This is a genomic window from Brevibacillus sp. SAFN-007a (assembly GCF_051967035.1).
Lineage (GTDB): Bacteria > Bacillota > Bacilli > Brevibacillales > Brevibacillaceae > Brevibacillus.
In genome coordinates, this window is sequence record NZ_JBQCKK010000010.1 from 20,057 (window position 1) to 40,527 (window position 20,471).

At 55.7% G+C, this 20,471-nt stretch carries 17 protein-coding genes; 4 read left to right on the top strand and 13 right to left on the bottom strand.

Translation table 11 applies throughout. From position 1 onward, the window contains the following. From ACTHO6_RS12450 to ACTHO6_RS12465, 4 genes are all read left to right on the top strand, one after another. Positions 1-1,089: a YheC/YheD family endospore coat-associated protein gene (locus ACTHO6_RS12450; protein WP_440241887.1), complete on the top strand. Its 1,089-nt coding sequence runs from the start codon at positions 1-3 to the stop codon at positions 1,087-1,089. 6 nt (positions 1,090-1,095) lie between these two features. Then, positions 1,096-2,472 carry a YheC/YheD family endospore coat-associated protein gene (locus tag ACTHO6_RS12455; protein ID WP_440241888.1) on the top strand — a complete coding sequence of 459 codons (1,377 nt, stop codon included), beginning with the start codon at positions 1,096-1,098 and terminating at the stop codon, positions 2,470-2,472. A 42-nt stretch (positions 2,473-2,514) separates the two neighbouring features. After that, positions 2,515-3,825 (top strand): YheC/YheD family endospore coat-associated protein, encoded by a 1,311-nt coding sequence (locus ACTHO6_RS12460; RefSeq protein ID WP_440241889.1) that lies wholly within the window; start codon positions 2,515-2,517, stop codon positions 3,823-3,825. Between the two features lie 193 nt (positions 3,826-4,018). Beyond that, positions 4,019-4,900: a hypothetical protein gene (locus tag ACTHO6_RS12465; RefSeq protein WP_440241890.1), complete on the top strand. Its 882-nt coding sequence runs from the start codon at positions 4,019-4,021 to the stop codon at positions 4,898-4,900. Positions 4,901-5,050: 150 nt separating this feature from the next. On the opposite strand, the gene ACTHO6_RS12470 is transcribed toward ACTHO6_RS12465, so the two are convergent. The 13 genes from ACTHO6_RS12470 to ACTHO6_RS12530 all read right to left on the bottom strand — a co-directional run bounded on the left by ACTHO6_RS12470 (position 5,051) and on the right by ACTHO6_RS12530 (position 20,405). Continuing rightward, positions 5,051-6,727, bottom strand: coding sequence for a hypothetical protein (locus tag ACTHO6_RS12470; RefSeq protein WP_440241891.1), 1,677 nt, complete (start codon positions 6,725-6,727; stop codon positions 5,051-5,053). 5 nt (positions 6,728-6,732) lie between these two features. Further along, a complete protein-coding gene (locus ACTHO6_RS12475; protein WP_440241997.1) occupies positions 6,733-7,653 on the bottom strand; it encodes a hypothetical protein in 921 nt (306 codons plus the stop codon). Continuing rightward, on the bottom strand, positions 7,653-8,675 hold the full coding sequence (glmU, locus tag ACTHO6_RS12480) for a bifunctional UDP-N-acetylglucosamine diphosphorylase/glucosamine-1-phosphate N-acetyltransferase GlmU (protein WP_440241892.1): 1,023 nt from the start codon (positions 8,673-8,675) through the stop codon (positions 7,653-7,655). Before glmU ends, ACTHO6_RS12475 begins: the two co-directional genes overlap by 1 nt. After that, positions 8,672-8,854, bottom strand: a complete 183-nt coding sequence (locus tag ACTHO6_RS12485) for a hypothetical protein (protein WP_440241893.1) — start codon at positions 8,852-8,854, stop codon at positions 8,672-8,674. The genes glmU and ACTHO6_RS12485 overlap by 4 nt, the downstream gene beginning before the upstream one ends. A gap of 56 nt (positions 8,855-8,910) precedes the next feature. Further along, positions 8,911-10,743: a glutamine--fructose-6-phosphate transaminase (isomerizing) gene (glmS, locus tag ACTHO6_RS12490; protein WP_440241894.1), complete on the bottom strand. Its 1,833-nt coding sequence runs from the start codon at positions 10,741-10,743 to the stop codon at positions 8,911-8,913. 53 nt (positions 10,744-10,796) lie between these two features. Next, on the bottom strand, positions 10,797-12,158 hold the full coding sequence (locus tag ACTHO6_RS12495) for a nucleotide sugar dehydrogenase (protein ID WP_440241895.1): 1,362 nt from the start codon (positions 12,156-12,158) through the stop codon (positions 10,797-10,799). A 41-nt stretch (positions 12,159-12,199) separates the two neighbouring features. Further along, complete coding sequence (locus ACTHO6_RS12500) at positions 12,200-12,991, bottom strand: response regulator transcription factor (protein WP_440241896.1); 792 nt, start codon at positions 12,989-12,991, stop codon at positions 12,200-12,202. Positions 12,992-12,993: 2 nt separating this feature from the next. After that, a complete protein-coding gene (locus tag ACTHO6_RS12505; protein ID WP_440241897.1) occupies positions 12,994-14,430 on the bottom strand; it encodes a glycosyltransferase family 2 protein in 1,437 nt (478 codons plus the stop codon). Positions 14,431-14,446: 16 nt separating this feature from the next. Next, a complete protein-coding gene (locus ACTHO6_RS12510; RefSeq protein WP_440241898.1) occupies positions 14,447-15,634 on the bottom strand; it encodes a HEAT repeat domain-containing protein in 1,188 nt (395 codons plus the stop codon). A 26-nt stretch (positions 15,635-15,660) separates the two neighbouring features. Next, the gene (locus ACTHO6_RS12515) at positions 15,661-17,901 is read right to left on the bottom strand and encodes a hypothetical protein (protein WP_440241899.1); all 2,241 of its coding nucleotides are present in this window, start codon (positions 17,899-17,901) and stop codon (positions 15,661-15,663) included. A gap of 672 nt (positions 17,902-18,573) precedes the next feature. Then, entirely contained in the window at positions 18,574-19,128 is a 555-nt protein-coding gene (locus ACTHO6_RS12520) for a peroxiredoxin (RefSeq protein ID WP_440241900.1), read from the bottom strand. A gap of 73 nt (positions 19,129-19,201) precedes the next feature. Then, positions 19,202-19,450 (bottom strand): glutaredoxin family protein, encoded by a 249-nt coding sequence (locus ACTHO6_RS12525; RefSeq protein WP_440241901.1) that lies wholly within the window; start codon positions 19,448-19,450, stop codon positions 19,202-19,204. A 31-nt stretch (positions 19,451-19,481) separates the two neighbouring features. After that, positions 19,482-20,405: an NAD(P)/FAD-dependent oxidoreductase gene (locus tag ACTHO6_RS12530; protein WP_440241902.1), complete on the bottom strand. Its 924-nt coding sequence runs from the start codon at positions 20,403-20,405 to the stop codon at positions 19,482-19,484. Positions 20,406-20,471 lie beyond the last annotated feature (66 nt).

Genomic DNA, 20,471 nt, shown 5'->3' on the forward strand with positions numbered 1-20,471 from the left:
ATGAGAGCAGACGCAAGAAGTCTTGGCATCATGACCCGCTGCCAAGGCTCCCATTTTGCAGACAAAGGGTATTACAAAAAGCTGACGCTGTACGGACGCAAGCACGGCATGCGCGTCTTTGTGTTCTCGCCGCGTCAGGTTGACTTTTCTTCCCGAACGGTAAAAGGCTTCGAATATCGCAAGGGAGCGTGGCACCCCGATGTCTTTCCGCTCCCGGCCCTGATCTACGACCGATGCTTCGTAGGCCCGGCTTACCGCCACTATAAACCATTTGTGGAAAAGTTGCAAAACGACCGCACCATCACCTTCTTGGGGCATGGCCTGTCCGGCAAGTGGCAGGTTCATCAAATGCTGTCCAAGTCGCCGCTTTTGTCTGCGTATTTGCCGCCGACCGAAATTCTGTCGTTCGCCACGGTGCATGACATGCTGCAAAAATACCGCGCCATCGTCATCAAGCCCATGGCGGGAACACACGGAATCGGCGTCGTGCGCATCCAAAAAACAAAGAGCGGCTATGAGGCGACCGGACGGAACCGGGAAAATCGGCCGTTTCGCAGGCAGATCCGGGATCCCGCCGGGCTAAAGACTTTTGTCGCCTCGTTCACCTCCGGGCGCAAATTCCTTGTACAGCCCTATCTCAAGCTGCACACCCCGGATGGCACCCCCTTTGATGTCAGGGTGCTGGTACAAAAAAACGGGCAGGGTGACTGGGAGACGACAGGCAAGGCTGTCCGCCTCGGCGACAAGCGAAGCATCACCTCCAACCTGCACGGAGGCGGCAAGGCAGAGCCGCTCTCCGCGTTCCTATCCCGACATTTCCAACCGGCCGTTCACTCGCGAATCGAGCAGACCATCAATCAGGTCGCGCAGGAATTGCCCCGCTTCCTGGAGGATTGCCACGGCAGACTGGTCGAGCTGGGAATCGATGTCGGGATCGACACGGAAGGAAATGTCTGGGTGATCGAGGTCAACAGCAGGCCGGGACGGACTGTGTTTCGCTTGATTGACGACCCGGTTGCCAAGCGTCACTCCATTACCCAGCCCGTTCGATACGCCCACTATCTCATGAAAGAGCGCGTAGGAGGTTAACTAAGCATGGAAACGTTCAAAATGCGGCTTCGCTTCCTTTCCAATTCCCGTGTCAGCGGGATCATCCTGCCGACGCATCTCTTCTCCAAGCTGCAGCTGCGCCATCGCCAAAAAGTGACGGTCATGCTGGGCAAAAAGGAAGTCGTCGCAACCGTACTGCAAGACAAACGCAACCCCGATTCCAACGTCATCAAAGTGACGACCCTGCTTCAATCGGAGCTGGGCATCCCGCACGGCGGTTTGATCCAGCTCAAACAGGAGGATTCGGCGCTCCGAATCGGTCCGGCGATCGGCATCGTCACGACAGGCATACGCAGGGACCCCCGGCAGCCGATTGGTCAGCGCACTTCTTTTTTCTACAAGCTGCTGCAAGCCCAGGAAGGCAAAGGCGTCTTTTACTATATTTTCTCCCCGCACGACGTGGACTGGAGCAACAATACCGTCAGCGCCTGGTTTCTGCGCAAAGGCAAAACCGGCGGGTACTACTGGAAAAAGATTGTTACGGCCATGCCGGATGTCGTCTACGACCGGATTCCTTCCCGCTCGGCGGAAAAGCATGAAGCTGTGCGGGAATTCAAATACAAGCTCGCCAGCTATCCGAACATGCCGATGTTCAACCAAGGCTTTTTCAACAAGTGGGGAGTCCATCAGCTCCTCTATCCGAATCCGGAAGTCAACGAGCACATCCCGGAAACGTACACCTCTCCCTCGCTTGCGACGGTACGGAACTTGCTGCGCAAATATCCGATTGTGTATTTGAAGCCGAAAAACGGAAGTCTCGGCTACGGCATCGTGAAAGTCGTCAAACAGTCGGACGGCAGCTATACAGCCTCATACCACAACGGAAGCGGCAACGTCAAGCGGCAGTTTTCCAAGCTGTCCAGCCTGTACCAGCACGTATTCCGCAGCCGGCGAGTAGGCAGCTACCTGGCGCAGCAAGGCATCCCGCTCAAAACCTTCCACGGACGCCCGTTTGATTTCCGTGTTCATTTGCACAAAAACCAGCAAAACGAATGGGTCGTTTCCTGCACAGCCGCCAAGGTAGCAGGCTCCGGCAGCGTGACGACGCACGTGCGCACGGGCGGTACGGTCATTCCCGGAGACGAACTGCTTCACCATCTGTACGGAAAACAAAAAGCGCTGATGTCCGAGCGAATCAGCGAGGCTTCCATCCGTCTTGCCACGGCGATCGAGCAGGCAAAAGGCATCGACCTTGGCGAACTGGGACTGGACATGGGCATCGACGTCCACGGTCATGTCTGGATGTTCGAGGCCAACTCCAAGCCAGGCCGCTCCATCTTCAAACACGCCCGACTCAGGCAGGCAGACCAGGAATCCCGCAAGCTGCTCGTCGACTATAGTTGTTATTTAGCCAATTTTTAGACGCTAACAAACAGCACCGTTTTTCAGGAAGGAGGAACACCCATGCTTCAGCAGCGCTCCGGGTGGCTGACCATCCTCCCCAGCGGCAAATGGTTCATCCAGCTACCACGGCAAGCTCTAGGCAAACGATCACAAAAGAAACTGTTTGCAAGCCTCGGTCCGTTTTCGCATCACAAAAGGGTGTACACGGGCTTGCCCGCGATGCAGCCAGGGCGTTTTCGAACGAGGATCAACTGGAAAATGATGAACAACTCGCTCAAGCTTGGCCCTCTGATTGGCATTTTGACGGTTGGCGAGGGCGCCGCGTTTTTGGGAAATCGGGAGAACTTCAAGGACATCACGCAATCCGGCAAGCGTTGGGGGGCGCTCGTGTACGTCTTTACCCCCCAAGGCATCAACTGGGAGAAAAAGAAGGTTCGCGGCTATTTGTACAACCAGAAGCAAAATCTGTGGCAGGAAGTCGTTCTTCCCTTCCCGCATGTCGTCTACAACCGCATCCCTACCCGAAAGGCAGAGCAACGCCCCGAGGTCAAAAAAGCATTGGCCCGCATCCACGAGATGCCCAACGTCACCTTGTTCAATCGCTGCTTTTTTGACAAGCAAGAGCTTTTCTCCATGCTGAAAAAGTACCCCGAGGTGCAAGCGTATCTGCCGGAGACGAAAAAACTCGATACACTCGCCCGCTTCAAAGGCTTTTGTACCGAGCATCGCTTCGTCTATCTCAAGCCGGTGCGCGGCAAGGCAGGAGAAGGAATCATGCGGGTCGATTACAAAAACGACAGCTGGCGGCTTCAACGGCTCAAGGAGCAAAGAGCCGTCACGCGCCGTTTTTCCAATCTGGACGATTTGTGGAAGCACGTGAAAAGCCACGTCCGGCAACAGCGCTACATCATGCAGCAGGGCATACGCCGGGCACGCTTCAACGGCAAGCCTTTTGACGTGCGGGTACTCGTGCAGAAAAACGGGCAGGGCGAATGGGGCATAACCGGCGTGGGGATCAGGCGCTCCGGCTCGCAAAACATCACCACGCACGTCCCGCGCGGCGGCTCCATCCACTCCTTGTCTTCCGTCCTCCAGACTCTGTTCCAGACGGACCCGGAAAAGATGGAACAAAAAATTCACCAGACAGCGCTGGCCATCGCCAGCTCCTTGAACGAAGAGATCAAGGACCTGGCCGAAATGTCGATGGACCTGGGGCTTACCGAAGACGGCAGCCTGTGGTTCTTTGAGGCGAACGCCAAGCCGGAGAAGTTCGACGAGCCTTCGATCAGACGCTTGTCTTTGTCCAATCTCATCCACTACGCCCAATACGTCTCCCGGCTGCAAAGCGGTCGCGAAGCCGCAGCAGGGTAATCGGCTTGTGCACGACTCGCTTTTTCCGCCCCGCGAATCCCACTGATTGCAGGAACATGCCGGATTGATCTCCGGCATGTTTTTTGCCTTGCGCCCGCCGATTTCTTCACTAATGCGAATTCTCTTGCTTCCTTTCCTTTTGCATGACTGAACCTTCCTTGGAAAAAATACTCGGCAGGAGGTGGTCTTACTCATGACCTACACAAACAACAACAACCATAACAACCAAATGCAATCTCAACAGCAACCGCAATTCCTCGGAGCGATAAGCCCAGCCGGAGCTATGTTCCAGCCAGGCTTCGCCGGAACAAACGTACAGGAAGTACAGCACTGGAACCATGGCGGACATCCCCAATCTATCGGGACTCCTACATACGGCATGGCTTCCGGTGGTGGAGTGAGCGGCGCAGGGTCGATCTTCTCGCCAGGATTTGCGGGTACGAACAATCAGGAAGTGCGCCAGCAAAACCACAGCTACCAGGCTCCGCAGCAAGGCTACGGCCAGCAGCAAGCGTATGTCCACCAGCAGCAGCAGCAACAGCAAGCGTATGTGCCCAACCAGGCATTCAACGCGATCATGCATCAATCCGGCAGCTACGCGCAGGCCCAGCCTTCCTACAACCAAGGCTACGGAGCTGGAGCAGGCTCGATCTTCTCACCGGGCTTCGCTGGCACGAACGCGCAGGAAGTGCGTCAACAAAACCAACAAGGCTATACAGGCTATCAAGGGGTGGCAAGCCAACAGCAGCCGTATGCCGCTCCAGTCGCCTATCCTCCGGCACTGACCGGCAGTATCTTCTCCCCTGGCTTTGCCCAGACAAACGTCCAGGAAGTGCGCCAGCAAAACCATGGCGGCGGCTATGCTTCTGCGCTTCCGCAAGGCGGCTTCGGCATGCAGGCTCCCTACGGCCAGCAACAGCCGCAAGCTCAGCAATACCAGCAACCGCTCGGCTCGGGAGCGCACTCGATCTTTTCTCCCGGTTTCGCTGGCACGAACGTTCAGGAAGTGCGCCAGTTGAACACGCCAGGCCAGACAGCTCCGCACACAGGCTCCATCTTCCCAGGCAGCTACTAAGCCATTCGCCGGGCAAAAGGCTTTGTTAGCGCTATGGCTTGGCTTCAGCCAAAAAAGCGCGACCATCCGCAGATGGTCGCGCTTTTTCCTTTGGACATAGCCGAAAGACTGCAACGGTGTGCCAGGCACAAGCGTCCTTTCCGGATTCGCTTACTCCTTGCCATTTTTCCAGTAATCGTAGGCGTGAATGGCATGGCCCATGAACGACGAATACGGCGCAAGCGCCTCTGTCACCTGTTGCAGTTGCCGATGCATCTCGCCCATCCCTTCCTCGTAGAACGTAATGCCGTTACCCTCGTGGCTCTCTTTCGTCTCGACGGCCACGACGATCTTCTTTCCGATGCTCTGCGCGTATTTCACCTGATTTTCTACCAAGCCGACGATGCGATCCGCCCGATCGCGAAAAGCCATAAGCGTCGTATGATCCAGCTGTTCGATCATCCAATGGGAAAACGGTGTGTCCGGCTGTCCCGGCACAGGCGTGTTGTCCAGCCAGGCGGCGAGATCGACGCTCGTTTCCAGTTGGCCGTCCTGCTTCGTCTCCTCGACGAACGCCTGGATGTTTGCCATCCACTGGCGCAAGACGGCGTCTTTGTCCTCGCGCCAGACCGGCATGACATACGGCTCGATATCGAGGTGGATCCCCTGGAACCGCTCGCCTGACTCTACCGATCGGTTGTACGCCTTCACCCAGTTCACGAGCTTCATGATTTTCCCTCTGCTCTCCGCCAGTGCCCAGATTGGATGGCCGCCCATGGCGTGGACCTCGATGCCTGCCTCCCTCGCCTCTCGGACAAAATCCCGGTAATAGGCGTGAGGCTGCTCCAAATCCAGACGAACGTAGAGCAGGTTGACGCCGTTTTGTTCGGCAAAGGCAAGAATTTCCTCTTTTTCCGTGCCGATCAGCTCAGCCCGCCAAATATAGGTGCCTTTGTAGCGCTCTTTTTTGACCGGAGCCAACGGAAGAGCCTCCTTCCAATAGCGGTAATCATGGATCGCGATACCGGAGTAGGACGGATGATCGCCCAATTTTTCAGGCAAAAGCGCCAGCTGTCGATTCATCTCCTCCACGCCTTCTTCGGCAAAAGAAGCGTGGTCGTCGCCGAGCTTTTTCATGTTGACGGCAACCATCACCCGCGTGCCCAGCTTGTCCGCTTCTTTCAGTTCATCCTCCACCAGTGCCAGAATGCCGTTTTTCCCGGACAGCGTATCGCGATAGGCCATGATGCACACCGTGTCAAACTGCTCGATCATCCATTGCGACACGGATACAGCCTGCTCGCCCGGAACGGGAATATCGTCGAGCCAAAAGGCGAGCGCCACGCTTGACACAAGCCCCTGCTTCTTCACTTCGCTCGTGAACGTCTGCACATTGGCGAGCCACTCAGAAATGATGCGCTCGCGATCAGTCTCCCAGAACGGCAGCAGGTACGGCTCGATGTCGAGCTGAATGCCGCGAATGCGCTCGTCTTCCGCCGCTTCCCGATTGTAGCGTTCCACCCACTCGACGATGTTCATCATCCGCTTTTCGTAGCTGGCAAGCGCCCAGGCAGGATGTCCCGCCACCGCGTGAACCTCCACGCCTATCGCATTCGCTTCGCGGATAAAGGCGCGGTAGTAATCAAACGGCTTGTTCATTTCGATTCGCAAGTAAATCAGATTGATCTCGTTGCTTTTGCAGAATTCCAGGATTTCCCGTTTTTCGTCTCCGATGATTTCGGATTGCCAAATCCACGTGGCCTTACTCTTTTTTTCCGCCGGGGAAAAGCCGAACAGAAAGCCGAGCGTCAGGCAGAGAACACTAAGGTAGATGGGCGCGGCTTTCATTTGTGCTAGCTACTCCTCTCATTGGCTTCTATGCTTCGTTTCCAGCTTTCGTAGTCGTGAATGGCGCTGCCTGCGAACGCCGGGTTGCCGGACAGCTCTTCCGTCAAAATCACCAGCTGGTTTCTCATCTCCGCCGGACCGTCCTCGTAGAAGCTCACATGCGAACCTTCCGTCGATTCCATGATGTTGACCCCGACGATCACCGAGCCTTTTTTCCGGGAGTTGGCATCGGCGACGATCTTTTTGACAATCTCGACAATGCCGTTGTCTCCCTGGGCGCGGTTGCGGTACGCCATCAGCGTGATGCTGTCGAGGCGCTGCACCATCCAGCTGCTGACTTTTTCCGAGCTGCCCGGGACAGGGACGGAATCGATCCAGAACGGCAAGTCTGCGCCTACCGCCAGATCGGTGTCCTTTTTCGTCTCGGCCACGAGGTATGCGACATTTTTTAGCCATTGGCGCACGACTTCCTGCTGCGACTCCTTCCAGGCGGGCAGCAAGTACGGCTCGATATCGACGTGGATGCCACAAAAGCGCTCGTCCGCCCTGGCGCTCCTGTTGTACGCCTTCACCCAGGAGATCAGTTCGTCGATGCTTTGGCGGTTCTTGGTCAACGCCCAGTTGGGATCGCCGCCCAGCGCCTCCACCTGGATGTCGGCCTGTCCCGCTTTGCGGATAAACGTCCGATAGGCCTCGGGGGGAACGGTAGTCGGTTCCACATGGAGATAGATCAGGTTGATGCCGTTTTCCTCGGCAAACGCGATCATTTCGTCTGTCTGCGTCTCGATTTGTTTGGCGTCCCAAATCCAGGTGGCTGTCGTCAGGGCAGCGCGAGAGTGAGTGGAGAGCACGAGCATGAGGATGGAAGCGGCCGCAAGAATCGCCATCCCGGCCCATAGCGGCCCGTATTTTCGCAGCGCCCGCATCAATTCAGGCCGTGATCCTGCCCGTTTGTCGTCGCTGCCACCTCAACTGCCGCCCTGTCTGTGTACGCGCTCCCGTCAAATGAGGAAAACGGCGGAACCCGCGTGTAATCCTCCACGACCATATCCTTGACGTGGGCGTGCGGCCCAACCTGGCAGCCTTCCCCGATCTGCGTCGCGCCAAGCAAAAACGTCCCGGGATACAGCACCGTATCGCGCCCGATCGTCACAGTCGAGTCGATATACGTAGCGGCTGGATCGATCATGGTCACGCCGTTATTCATGTGACGCTCGTTGATTCGCTTGCGCATCAGCCGTTCCAGGTGGGCGAGCTGCACGCGGTCGTTTACGCCGGAGCCTTCCTCGGCATCGTCTGCCAGGTGCGCAGCCACCAGCTCGCCTTGCTCCTGCAAAAGCGCCAGGACGTCCGGCAAGTAATACTCGCCTTGCGCGTTCTGGTTCGAAACATTCGGGAGAGTCGCAAACAGCTTTTGATTATCAAAGCAAAAGATGCCTGTGCTGATTTCGTTCACCTTTTTTTGCCCGAGGGTCGCGTCCTTTTCCTCGACGATTCGGCGGACATCGCCGTTCTCGTCGCGAATGATCCGCCCGTAGCCGGTCGGGTCGTCCACAATGGCGGTCAATACCGTCGCTGCCGCCTGCTTCGACAGATGGTAGTCGAGCAGACGCTGCAGCGTCTCGCTTTGCACGAGCGGCGTATCGCCATTGAGCACGAGCGTTACGCCGTCTTGCTCGGCGAGGATGTCTTTACTCATCCATACGGCGTGCGCGGTGCCGAGCTGCTCCTTCTGCTGCGCGTATTGCACGCGGCTTCCGAGCTGCTTTTTCACGGCTTCGGCCCCGTGACCGACAACGACAACCAAGGTATGTAGTGACAAAGGCTCCAGTGCCCCGACGACATGCTCGATCATCGGCTTGCCGCACAGCGGATGCATGACTTTGTACAAGGCAGAGTTCATCCTGGTTCCTTTTCCTGCTGCGAGCACTACTGCGTGTATGTTCATCCTGTCGCCTCCACTCTGGCCAGTTGGCCTTGCTGTTCAAAGTACGGCTTCAGTTCATCCGTCAACGTGTCGATCATCATGTTCACATCTACGTCTTTCCTCTGCACGCCTAGTCGATACGCCTGGAGCATGATTTCCAGCAAAATCTCCTGGTTCAACTCCCGCTTCGAGGTGCTCATTTGCCCGTTCCTCCTCGCAAGTCCAGATAGTGGTTCATAACGATAGACGGATTCGCTTACTCAACTGTTACACTTTTTGCCAAATTGCGTGGACGGTCTACGTCGTTGCCCAGCACGACAGAAGTGTAGTAGGCGATGAGCTGTAGTGGAATGACAGCGAGCACCGGGGTAAACAGCGCATCTGTCTTCGGAATCAGGCAGACGTCATCCACCGAGCGATGCAGATCGACATGATCCTCGTGCGTGATGCCGAGTACGTTGGCACCGCGCGCCTTCACTTCGGTAATATTGCTGATCATTTTCTCGTGCAAAGCGTCTTGTGTGGACAGGGCTACGACCCGCGTACCTTCCTCGATCAACGCCAGCGTGCCGTGCTTCAGCTCCCCTGCGGCATACGCCTCCGAATGAATGTAGGAGATTTCCTTGAGCTTGAGCGAGCCTTCCATGGATACGGCATAGTCCATTCCTCGGCCGATGAAAAACAGGTGGTCTTCGTCCTTGATCGCTTCGGCAAACTGGCGAAGCTGCTGGGCGTGCGCGAGAATCTCCTCGACCTGTCCAGGCAAGCGCTGCAAGCTTTGAATCAGCGACGCGATCTCGGCTGGCGCCAGCGCCCCTTTTTCCTGCGCCAGATACATTCCCCACAAATAGAAGGCAATGAGCTGGGACGTGTACGCTTTCGTAGAAGCGACGGCGATCTCCGGTCCGGCATTGGTCGTGATGACCTCATCTGCCTCGCGGGCAATCGAGCTGCCGACTACGTTGGTAATGGCAAGCACCACAGAGCCGTTGCGCTTCGCTTCCCGCATCGCCGCCAGCGTATCCGCTGTCTCGCCAGACTGGCTGACGGCGATCGTCAGCGTGTTTGGCCCAAACAATGGGCGACGGTAACGGAACTCGGAAGCCACATCGACCTCGACCGGGATGTGCGCCAGACTCTCAATCACATACTTGCCGACCAGCCCCGCATGGTACGCCGTGCCGCATGCGACGATGTAGATTTTTTCGATGCTTCGAATCGTTTCGGCTGACAACCGGAGATCAGGAAACACAATCCGTTTGCCGGATTCGTCGATCCGGCCTGTCATCGTGTTGCGCAGAGCGCGTGGCTGCTCGTGAATTTCCTTTTCCATATAATGCGCGTAGCCGTCTTTTTCCGCCTGCTCCTTGTCCCAGTCAACCCGGACAAGCTTGCGCTCAATCGGTTCCTCTGTCTCCAGGCTCATGACCTGTACAGAATCTTTCGTCAAGACGGCCAGGTCGCCGTCCTCCAATACGTACACATCGCGCGTATGCTCCAGGATGGCGGGAATATCAGAGCCGATGAAATTCTCGTTCTGGCCTACCCCGATAATCAACGGACTGGCCATACGCACGGCGATCAGCTTGTCCGGCTCATGCTCCGACATGACGCCAAGGGCGAACGCCCCGCGAATTTGGCCCGCCACCTTGCGCACGGCAGCGAGCAGGTCGCCGTTGTATTCGCGCGACAAAAGGTGGACGATCACCTCGGTATCCGTTTCCGAACGGAACACCACGCCTTGCTCGATCAGCTCCTGTTTGATCTCCAGGTAGTTTTCGATAATGCCGTTGTGTACGATGGAGAACTTTTGCGTCTCGTCTACGTGAGGGTGAGAATTCTCATCCGACGGCCGCCCGTGCGTCGCCCAACGCGTGTGGCCGATGCCGACCGTGCCGGAAAGCCCGGCCTTCTCGGTCTTCTCCACGAGGACGTCGATTCTGCCTTTTGCCTTGCGGACGGCAATCGACTTGCCATCGCAAATCGCGATCCCCGCCGAGTCATACCCTCTGTATTCCAGCTTTCGCAGGCCGTTAATCAAAATCGGCTGCGCTTGTCTGTACCCAATGTATCCCATAATTCCGCACATGTTTGTCCTTCCTCCTTCGGTCGTGCTGGTTTGTGTGTGGCGCTCGCCCGCCGTTAGGCGAGCAAGCTTACGACTTCCTTTTCCTCCTGGATAGCCACAGATGTGCCGATGCGATAGACATTCGGGTTGGTGATTCCGTCAAACGCGTTGCGCGTATCAATAATTGCGACGCCCAAGTCAGCCAGCTCCTGGTAGCGGAAGCACTTGTGGTTGGTGATGAGCACCATGCAATCGTACGTCTTGAACAGCTCGTAGTCGTTTTCAATCGAGGACACGACCTGCCCTTTTTTGTTCACGAAGCTTTGCGCATACGGGTCGTAGTAGTCGACCTGCGCTCCGCTCTTTTTGAACAGCTCGTAGATTTCCAGTCCGGGCGATTCGCGCAAATCATCCACATCCGGCTTGTAGGCCATGCCCAAAATGAGAATGCGCGAGCTGTTGATCGCCTTGGCGTAAATATTGAGTACCTGTGCCGTCTTGTTCAGTACGTAGTCTGGCATGTTGTCATTGATCGACTGGGCAATTTCGATGAACTGGCTGTGGAAACGATAGCCTTTCGCTTTCCACGACAGATACATCGGATCGAGCGGTATGCAATGCCCACCGATCCCGGGCCCTGGATAAAACGGCATGAACCCGAACGGTTTGGTCGATGCGGCCTTGATTACTTCCCAAACGTTGATGCCCATTCGATCGCACATCATTGCCATTTCGTTCATGAACGCGATGTTGACGCTGCGGAACGTATTTTCCAAAAGCTTGGACATTTCCGCCACTTTTGGCGAGGAGACCGGAACGACGGTTTTGACCAGGTTGCCGTAGAGAAGGGTTCCCAGCTCGATGCAACGTTCCGTCGTGCCGCCGATGATTTTCGGCGTATTGTACGTGTTGAACTTGCGGTTGCCCGGATCGACCCGCTCAGGCGAGTAGCAGAGGAAAAAGTCGACACCTGTGGTATAGCCGAGCTTTTCCAGCTCGCGCCCGATCAGCTCCTCGGTCGTTCCCGGATAGGTCGTGCTCTCCAGTGTAATCAGCAGTCCTTTGCGCATGTACTTCTTGATTTGCTCCACCACACTCGTAATGTAGGACGTGTCCGGGTCCTGGTTCGGGCTGAGCGGAGTCGGAACGCAAATGCTGATCGCATCCAGCTCCTCGATGACGCGATAATCCGTCGTCGGGGTAAAGCGTCCGGTCGCCAAGCACGCCTGCAAGGTTTCATTGGAGACGTCCTGCACGTAGGACTCGCCTTTTTTCAAACTCTCAATTTTTCCGGCATGCAGGTCGATCCCGACAACCGTATACCCGCTCTTCACGGTCTCTATCGCCAGCGGCAGTCCGACATACCCAAGCCCAATCACCCCGATTTTCGCTGTTTTTTGCCCAATGTGCTGCTGAAGTTCCTCGTATCTTGTCATCCTCGTTTCTCTCCCTTTCTCTTTCTACATTTCTGTTTTCGTTAGGAAATCAAGCGTTTGACTCTGGCCTCCAGCTCAATCGGTGAAAATGGCTTCGTGATGTAATCGGAAGCGCCCAAGGCAAACGATTTTTGCACATCTTCCTCCAGACGTTTGTCTGTCAGGACCATAATTTTGCTCATGACTTCCTGACGAAGATGTCTGATTTTCTCCATCAGCTGATAGCCGCTGACGACAGGCAGATTCAAGTCCGTAATTACCAGATCATAGTCGGCTTCGCGGAGCTTCTCCATGCCGTCCATGCCGTCATGGGCGACGGTTACCTGATAGCCCTTGCGCTGTAGATAGATGCGCAAAAACTCGTTGACCGTCTCATCCTGATTGACGAGCAAAATGCTTGCCGGCTCCTGCTCCCGGCTCGCCGCGTGCTGCTCGTAAACCTTGATGCTCCCAAGCTCGCTTGCGTCCTTCATCTCCTGAATCATTCGCATCAGCATTTGCCCCGACGAGCTTGAGCTTTCCGGAAAGCTGGCAATGACGATCCCTCCTGTCAACAGCTTGCGGCCGAGCAAATAGTCTTTGACTTGCAAGGCGTAAAAATGGGTATCGGCCAGCTTCTTTTGTTCCAGCAAAAGGCCGAGCATATTCTTGGCTTTGTCATGCGCAACATGCATCGTCACAGGATCGGCCAGCTTGGCTTCCATGTCCCTTTTGATGATTTCCAGCGACTCTGCGGACACGTTTTTGCAAGAGGCCAGGATTACCCCGCACGCCATGCGGTTCTCTTCCATCTTGCTTAACCACTCATAGAAAGCAGGTACGAGATTACTCATCATCAAGCCTCCAAACCGGATATATTTTTGTTGTTTTTGGACTGCCAGCTCGTCCGGGTCATCGTTCCCCACGAGTTGTTCTTGCGCAAATATTCAATATGGCCGAGGAATCTCCAGATGACGCCGATTTGCCGATAGCCAAAAAACATCAGGATGGTATAGAAAAGCATTTTGACGATGTCCCGGAAGCGGGGGTATCGCCGAAACGCGATTTCCTCCAGCAAGATCGAGCCAATTCCTAACAGCACGCCGTACAGCACGTTGAGCAGACCGTAGATCAACAGAACGTGGCTGTTCGTCATGTCCAGCATCGTATAACCGATGAGCGCCAAGAGGCCGGTGATGCGGAAATACGGATTCAGCGTCTCAAACAAAATGTTGAAGGGCAACGTCAGCATCCCGAACTGCTTGTATTTCGGACGAAAGACCATGTGCTTGCCGTATTCGATCATGTTTTTCAGGTTGCCGCGTCCCCATCTGCGGCGCTGGCTGCCGAGAATCTTCAGCGTGTCAGGCGCTTGCGTCCAGCAGACGGCATCCGGGCAAAACGCGACCCGGTACGGCAATTTGTGATCGAGCATGTACTTGTGCAGCTTGATAATGATGTTCATATCCTCGCCGGGGTACCCCTCGCGATAGCCGCCAACCTTGACCACGTAGTCTTTGCGAAACACGCCGAAAGCACCCGACACGATAATCAAGCCGTTGATCGCGCTCCAGCCGATCCGCCCTCCGAGAAAGGCCTTCAAGTATTCGACCGATTGCATCATCGGCAAAAACTTGTCGGGCAAACGAATTTCTTTGACGACGCCATTTTCGATCTTGCAGCCATTGGCGATGCGAATGTCGCCGCCGATGGCCACGGTTTCCTCGGGATTTTCCATGTACACCTTGGCGATGCGAATGAGTGCGTCTTTTTCCAATAAGGAGTCCGCGTCAATGGAGGCGATCAACGGGTAATGCGACAGGTTGATGCCCGCGTTCAGCGAATCGGCTTTTCCCCCATTTTCTTTGTCGATCAAATACAGATTGGGGAACGCTGAATTGTGATAGATTCCCCGCACGCGCGAGGTTTGCAAAAGCGGCTGGACAGGCATGTGCTGGGAGATTTTCAGCGAAAACTCCTCGATGAGCACCTGCAATGTATTGTCCTTCGATCCGTCATTGACGACGATCACTTCGTAGCGCGGGTAGTTTAACGCGAGCAGCGAGCGAACGTTTTCGATGATCGTCAGTTCTTCGTTGTACGCCGGGACCAGAATCGAGATCGGCGGTACATGCTCCGAGCCGGACAATGCCTGGAACCGCGAGTAAATGGAGTTCTTCAGAATCCCCATGATGCTCTTGAACGAGAACAGCATGATGATGAAATACAAGGAATTGATCGCGATCACGTAGTACATCGCAAACATTCCATAATAGAGCAGAAACTCTCTCATGCGGGCCTCCTTTCTTCTAGCCTTCCATTGCCTGAACCGCGGAGATGGTTGGTTTGTAAGACTTGCGGTACAGATGCAGCTTTTCGTTGTACGCCAACTGCCGTTCCGTGCTGCCCTCCTGCTCCAGACGAAGCTTTTCTCTTTCCAGCTCCTCCAAAATGATTTGGTGCGCCATGTCGACTTTGTGGCCAAGACGCTCTTCCCGCAAAATCTCGCACAACGCCGCGAAGCCTTCTGTCTGCATCTGGGCCAGGCTGCGCGCACTGTGGTGGCGTACCCACCAGTTCGTGTCTCCCACCGCTTTTTTCAGGGCGGGAATGTAGGCAGTCAGCTGCAAGGTCCCGATCGCTTTGGCGATCAGTGCGCGTATTTCCCAGTCTTTGTGGTTCAGAAAATCTTTGACGGTCTGGTCGTTGATATATCTGACATCGCGGCACATGAGCTTCACGGCCTTGATGCGTACTTCCTTGTCCGGCGACATGACGAGCTTGGGCAAAGCCGGCTCCAGGTCCGTCTGGGCGTGCACAGCGTAGCCGATCAGCCCGATTTTGACGAGTTCAGGGTCTTTGTCGCGGATGAATTCGGTATACAGCGAATCCGTATCCAGCTGGGAGTCGCTCAGGATGTCGACGATGAGCTGGTGGACGTTTTTCTTCGCCCGGACCACAAACGCTGCCATCTGCCGCAAATCGCTTGTATCTCGGGCGCATTTGGCGATTGCCCGGGCAACGATGAACAGGCTCGGGTCATTGGCCTTGCTCGTTTGCAGCAGGGCGAGCAAATCCGGTACAGCCTGCCGGGAGCGCATGACTCCCAGGTTGTAGGCGGCGTCAACTCGCGTCCATTTCCAACCGCTTTTCAGCCGTTCGAGATCGAGGGCAACCAGCCCCATATCCTCGCACAGCCGGATCAGCTTTTCCCGGTGGAGACCCGTAAAGCGCTCCAACAGCTCCAGCAGCTTTTTCTGGATCAGTTGCTTTTCTTTTTGCGTCGGTTCGCCATAGGGAACCTTCAGGCGTTCTTCCTCTTCGCTATAGGCCTGGAGGTAGACGAAGTAGTCGTGGTATTTTTCCTGGCAGCGCCGCGCCTGTTTTTCTGCCGATATATTTCGCAGCTTCAGGGCGAACAGCGCAAGCAATCCCAGCACGGTTAATCCGCACAGCGCGTACACGAAGACAATGGCCGTCGCCAATGGTGTTTGCACGTTTGCCACTCTCCTATCCAACCGACTTACGGTTGCGATTTGTCTTTGTCTGCCACAGGGGCATCTATCTCTTTGAATGCTTGCTGGACGATGGCATAGCTCTGTTTTTTTCGCTCGTGGTAGCCGACCTGCTCCCAGGCTGACCACGAGTAGAGGGGCAGCTGTGTCACCGGATAAGGAGAAGGCCATTCGGTTTTGCCGACCATGCTCTTCGTCGTGCGGTCCAGAAGAACCGGCAGCAGGCGAATCCCTTTTGTCGTGGTCGTCGTGAAGCTTTTTCCTTCATCCTGGTAGCTCATGACCGTAAGCGAACTTGGATCGGTAAAGCCAAGCAGCATCCACGGGACTCTCAGCTCGATCACTTCGCCTTTTGCCTGCCAGGCTGTCCGCGAGTCGTACTGCGGGTCGGCGACATCCGTCGTTCCTCGCAGCAGCTTGCCGACCACGACTTCCTCCAGCGGGTAGTATTTTTTGCTGTCCGGCGGCTCCATTTCCAGTCCGACCGCCAGCTTCCACGGTTTGAACATGCCGGAGTCGTCCTGCTGCTCCTCCGCTTTCACCTCCAGCATGCCGTACCGTTTGCCGTAGAGGCGTGTGTGAAAATCGTAGTTGGAAGCAATCTGGATCTGGCTTTCCTCCGGTTTACCCAGCTCGATCAGCGTCTCCAGCCCTTCGTCGAGCGTAAGGCCGGGGAGCTGTGCCGCATGCTTGTTGCCGCCTGGGGTCGTGTCTACGCCCAGGTAGAGCTTTTCTTTTTCCGGGTCAAACGCATGCGCAAGCTTGGCGAGCACGTACACGTAGCCTTCGTCGTGGGTCATCCAGATTTCGTCGACGCCAGGGACGCGGATGTCGAGGCGCCGCTTTTCCTCCGGCTTGAGCTGATCCCAGTCGGCGCGGTCGCCATCAATCGTGAGCACGCCTTCTTTGTTCGGATACATCCCCAGTACGCCAAACAGCGACTCGTTCGTCAGCATGTTGATCCAAAAGGCGCGGCGGTCTTCGGGAAGCTCGAAGCGCATCGTGTTCCACGTTTTTTTGAACCACTCGTCCTGCCAGACGAACAGGATGCCCCCTGCGTAGCCCTCCTGGTGAATCTCGCGCAACAGGGCAGCGTCGATCTCTCCCTGCTGCCGCTCGGAATGCCCGCCCTGATTGCGTCCGAGATTGCCGAAGTGGGCGACTCCGATCGATGCCGGAACGCCAAACTCCGTCACCATGATCGGCATGTTTTTGTGGTGGTCCTTCAAAAGCCGCAGGTACGCTTTGTACGAATCCACCTGGCCTGCCTCGTTTTTCACCTGCTGCAAGGCCGGATCGTAGCGGAACAAATCCGGATAGTACGGATACACGTGATAGGAAGCGAAGTAGCCGGCCTCCCAGTTTTTCGGCTGAATATGGGTCGGATCGACACTGACCAGATCCTCGTGGTACAGCGGCTCGCCCGGATGGGACAACGGATCCGTCGTCACCCAGTTGGTAAACGTCATCGGGTGCTGCCAGCCGTACTTGCTCTCTTCGGTTGCAACGGTGTCGACCATTTCCGCCAGCCACGTCTCAAAGGCGGTCGCCTCTGCCGTCGCCTGAAAATGCTTTCCCTGATACGGCGGCAGCTTTTGGTGCAGGCGGTTGGTGTTTTTCACCATCACAGGGTCCCACTCGGTGCCCGTGTGCCAGCCGATCAGGTACTGGCCCGCGTTGGCGCGGTATGTACCGCTTGCTTTTCCTGATTTTTCCGGCAGGGTGACTTCCCCGTACACAGCGCCGACCGCGTCTTTGATCTCTGCCCGAAACTGTTCACGAATCTCGGGCACGTACGCGTCTTTCTTTTCGATCAAAAGCTCTTCGGGGCTCCAGATGCCCTGCATCAAGTAGAGCGGGTCTCCCTCCTTCTGGCGGTTGTATTCCACCAGCGCCTCGTAAAAGACAGGCGGATGAATGGTATACACGCGGATGACGTTCGCTCCCAGTTCGTCGATCATGGCGAACCAGCGCAAGTAGTCGTCTTTGGTAATCGGCAGTTCGCCAGGAAAATGACCCGGCAGCGATGCGCCCAGATTGACGCCTTTGGCAAAGAAGGGCTGCCAGTTCCCATTCCGAAACACTTCGATCTGCTCGCCTGACGTCCGGAATTTCATCTGGACGCCAGCCGACGTCTCCATACTCTCGACCTGGTCTGCGTCCCACAACCACCAAATGGCGCTTGCACCTGCCAGCATCAAGGCCGTGAGACTTGCCCAGCGCCAGCGTCTATTCTTGTTTGGTTCCAATTTCCGTCAACCTCCGATATGTTGCCGCAAAACCTTCCAAACCGAACGATCGTGACCGTTTGGTTGGCCGCAGGCGGTCACCTCTCCCTTTATGAAAAGCGCCGCGCTGTTTTTGCATCCACCCCGCAACACGCGGTCGATGCGCCAGCAGGCGGTTACCGGCTCCCACCCAAACGTCACTGTCATTGTAAACATAGGGGGCAAATCGTTCCCATAGACGAAATTCACTAATGTCGGTTTGGCGGTTTTGTCATCAAACTGTAATGGAAGGGCGGATTCGCCCCCATCGTCCTACTTTTTTTGGTGGGAAGTCCTGCAACCCGCCCGTCCATCCGTCCCATATTTTTCTGACAATTAGGTAGATGTGCTTGCATCGTTTCTTTGGCGAATCCCTGGAAAATGGTAGGTTGCTACTATTTGGAAATTACGGTACGTTGTTTCTTTCGCTTTTTCTTTACACAAAAAATACAAGAAGCGGGGAAAACGAGCGGTTTCGGGACAAAGAATGGCCCGGGAGCGGTAGGAAGCGGGACCGTAGCGCTATCACGCATGTCCGGTTTTGCGAAGGTTTTCTTCCCCAATCAGCACAAAAAGGACAATCCCTCGTCTGTGAGACGGCGAGATTGTCCTTTTTCAAAAGTCACGCTTATGAAACGGAGGGCATCCATTCCATTACAAGGTTTTCATTCCCGGCTTCCAGTTTGCAGGGCACAGGCCGCCTGCTTGCAGGGCTTGCAGAACGCGGATGGTTTCGTCAACGCTGCGTCCGACGTTCATGTCTGTTACGACCTGGTAGCGCAGGATGCCGTCCGGGTCGATGATGAACAGACCGCGGTGAGCGGCGCCGGTTTCTTCATCCAGTACGCCGTAAGCGCGGGCGGTTTCTTTCTTGAAGTCACTTGCCAGCGGGAAGTTGACTTCGCCGATACCGTTTTGGTCGCGCGGGGTTCTGATCCAGGCGCGGTGCGTGTGAATGCTGTCGGTCGACACGCCCAGCACTTCGCAATCGAGATCGCGGAATTCCTCCATGTTGTCGCTGAAGGAAGTGACCTCCGTCGGGCAGACAAAGGTGAAGTCGAACGGCCAGAAGAACAGGATCAGCCATTTGCCTTTGTAGTCCGCGAGCGTCACGCGCTCTTCCAGTGTCTCCAAGTTTTTGGTCGTGAGCATGTGAAAGTCCGGTGCGGGTTTTCCTACTTGAAGTTGTACAGGTTGGTTCGTTGTCATTCTTCTTCTCTCCTCTTCATGGGTGTGGGGTCTCGAATGGGTCATTCACAAGAATAGGCAACCGCGGCTCGGGTTACTGTGCCGTTTCTTCCAGGGCAGCCAACGCTTTTTTGATGCGGTTCGGGTTGAAGCCCAAAATTTTCTTCTCTCCGATGACTGTCAGCGGTACCGACATCACGCCGAGACGGCTCAACTCTTGCGCAAACTCTTCATTTTCGTCGATGTTGCGCTCTTCGAAAGAGATGTTTTGTTCCGTCAAATACGTTTTCAGTTGCTTGCAGAAGCCGCAGTTTGTGCTGGAATAGACGATTGCTTGTACCATATAGATCTCTCTCCTTTTCCTATTGAGGTGATTATTTATATTGAGGAACCACTTTGGAACGCTTGTGAATGTACTTGTCCACGGCCATCGCCGCAATGGCACCGTCAGCCGCAGCCACGACCGCTTGCTTGACCGGGGTTTTGCGCACCTCTCCGGCTCCGAACACGCCTGGAACAGGAGACTGCATGTATTCGTCGAGGATCATGTAGCCCTCGTCATCGAGCGGTACCTGACCGTCTAGGAAATCCGTCCCCGGCTTGCTGCCGGACAGGAAGACGAACACGCCGTCTACAGCAAGCACTTCCTCTTCGCCTGCCGCATGGCGGATGCGCAATCCCTCTACTGTATCGGTGCCGATAATCTCCAAGGGGCGGGTGCGGTAAAGGATGACGGTGTTCGGCAGCTCCGGCACCTCATCCACTCCTTGCAGATCAGCACGCGGTACCAAAAATGTAATCTTGTCTGCAAACTTGGTCAGCGCCTGCGCTTCCTCCAACGCTTCCGCGGTATCGCCGATGACGGCTACGTGCTTGCCTGCATAAAAAGCTCCGTCGCACGTCGCACATGTGCTGACGCCGCGTCCGAGCAGGGCCTCCTCTCCGGGCAGCATGCGGTTGCGCCCTTTGGAGCCAGTCGCCACGATGACGGCTTTCGCTTCAAACGTGCCGTGCGCGGTAAAAATGCTTTTGACTTCCTCCTCGACATCGACGGCCGAAATCGTCGTCTGGATGAATTCGGCACCGAAGCTCTCCGCCTGTCTGCGCATGCTGTCCAGCAGTTCTTTTCCCGTCAGCTCCCCTTCCACGCCAGGGTAGTTGGCGATTTTATGGGTCAGGGCAAGCGCCCCTGTCCCAGGTGCCTTGTCGATCACCAGCGTTTTCAGATTCCCTCGGGCTGTATAAATCGCAGCGGACGTGCCGGCCGGACCGCCGCCGATGATGATGACATCGTACATGAATGGTTCTCCCTCTCTCTCACATCTAATTTAAAATAATTATCAACTAGGAACAATTATCATTTT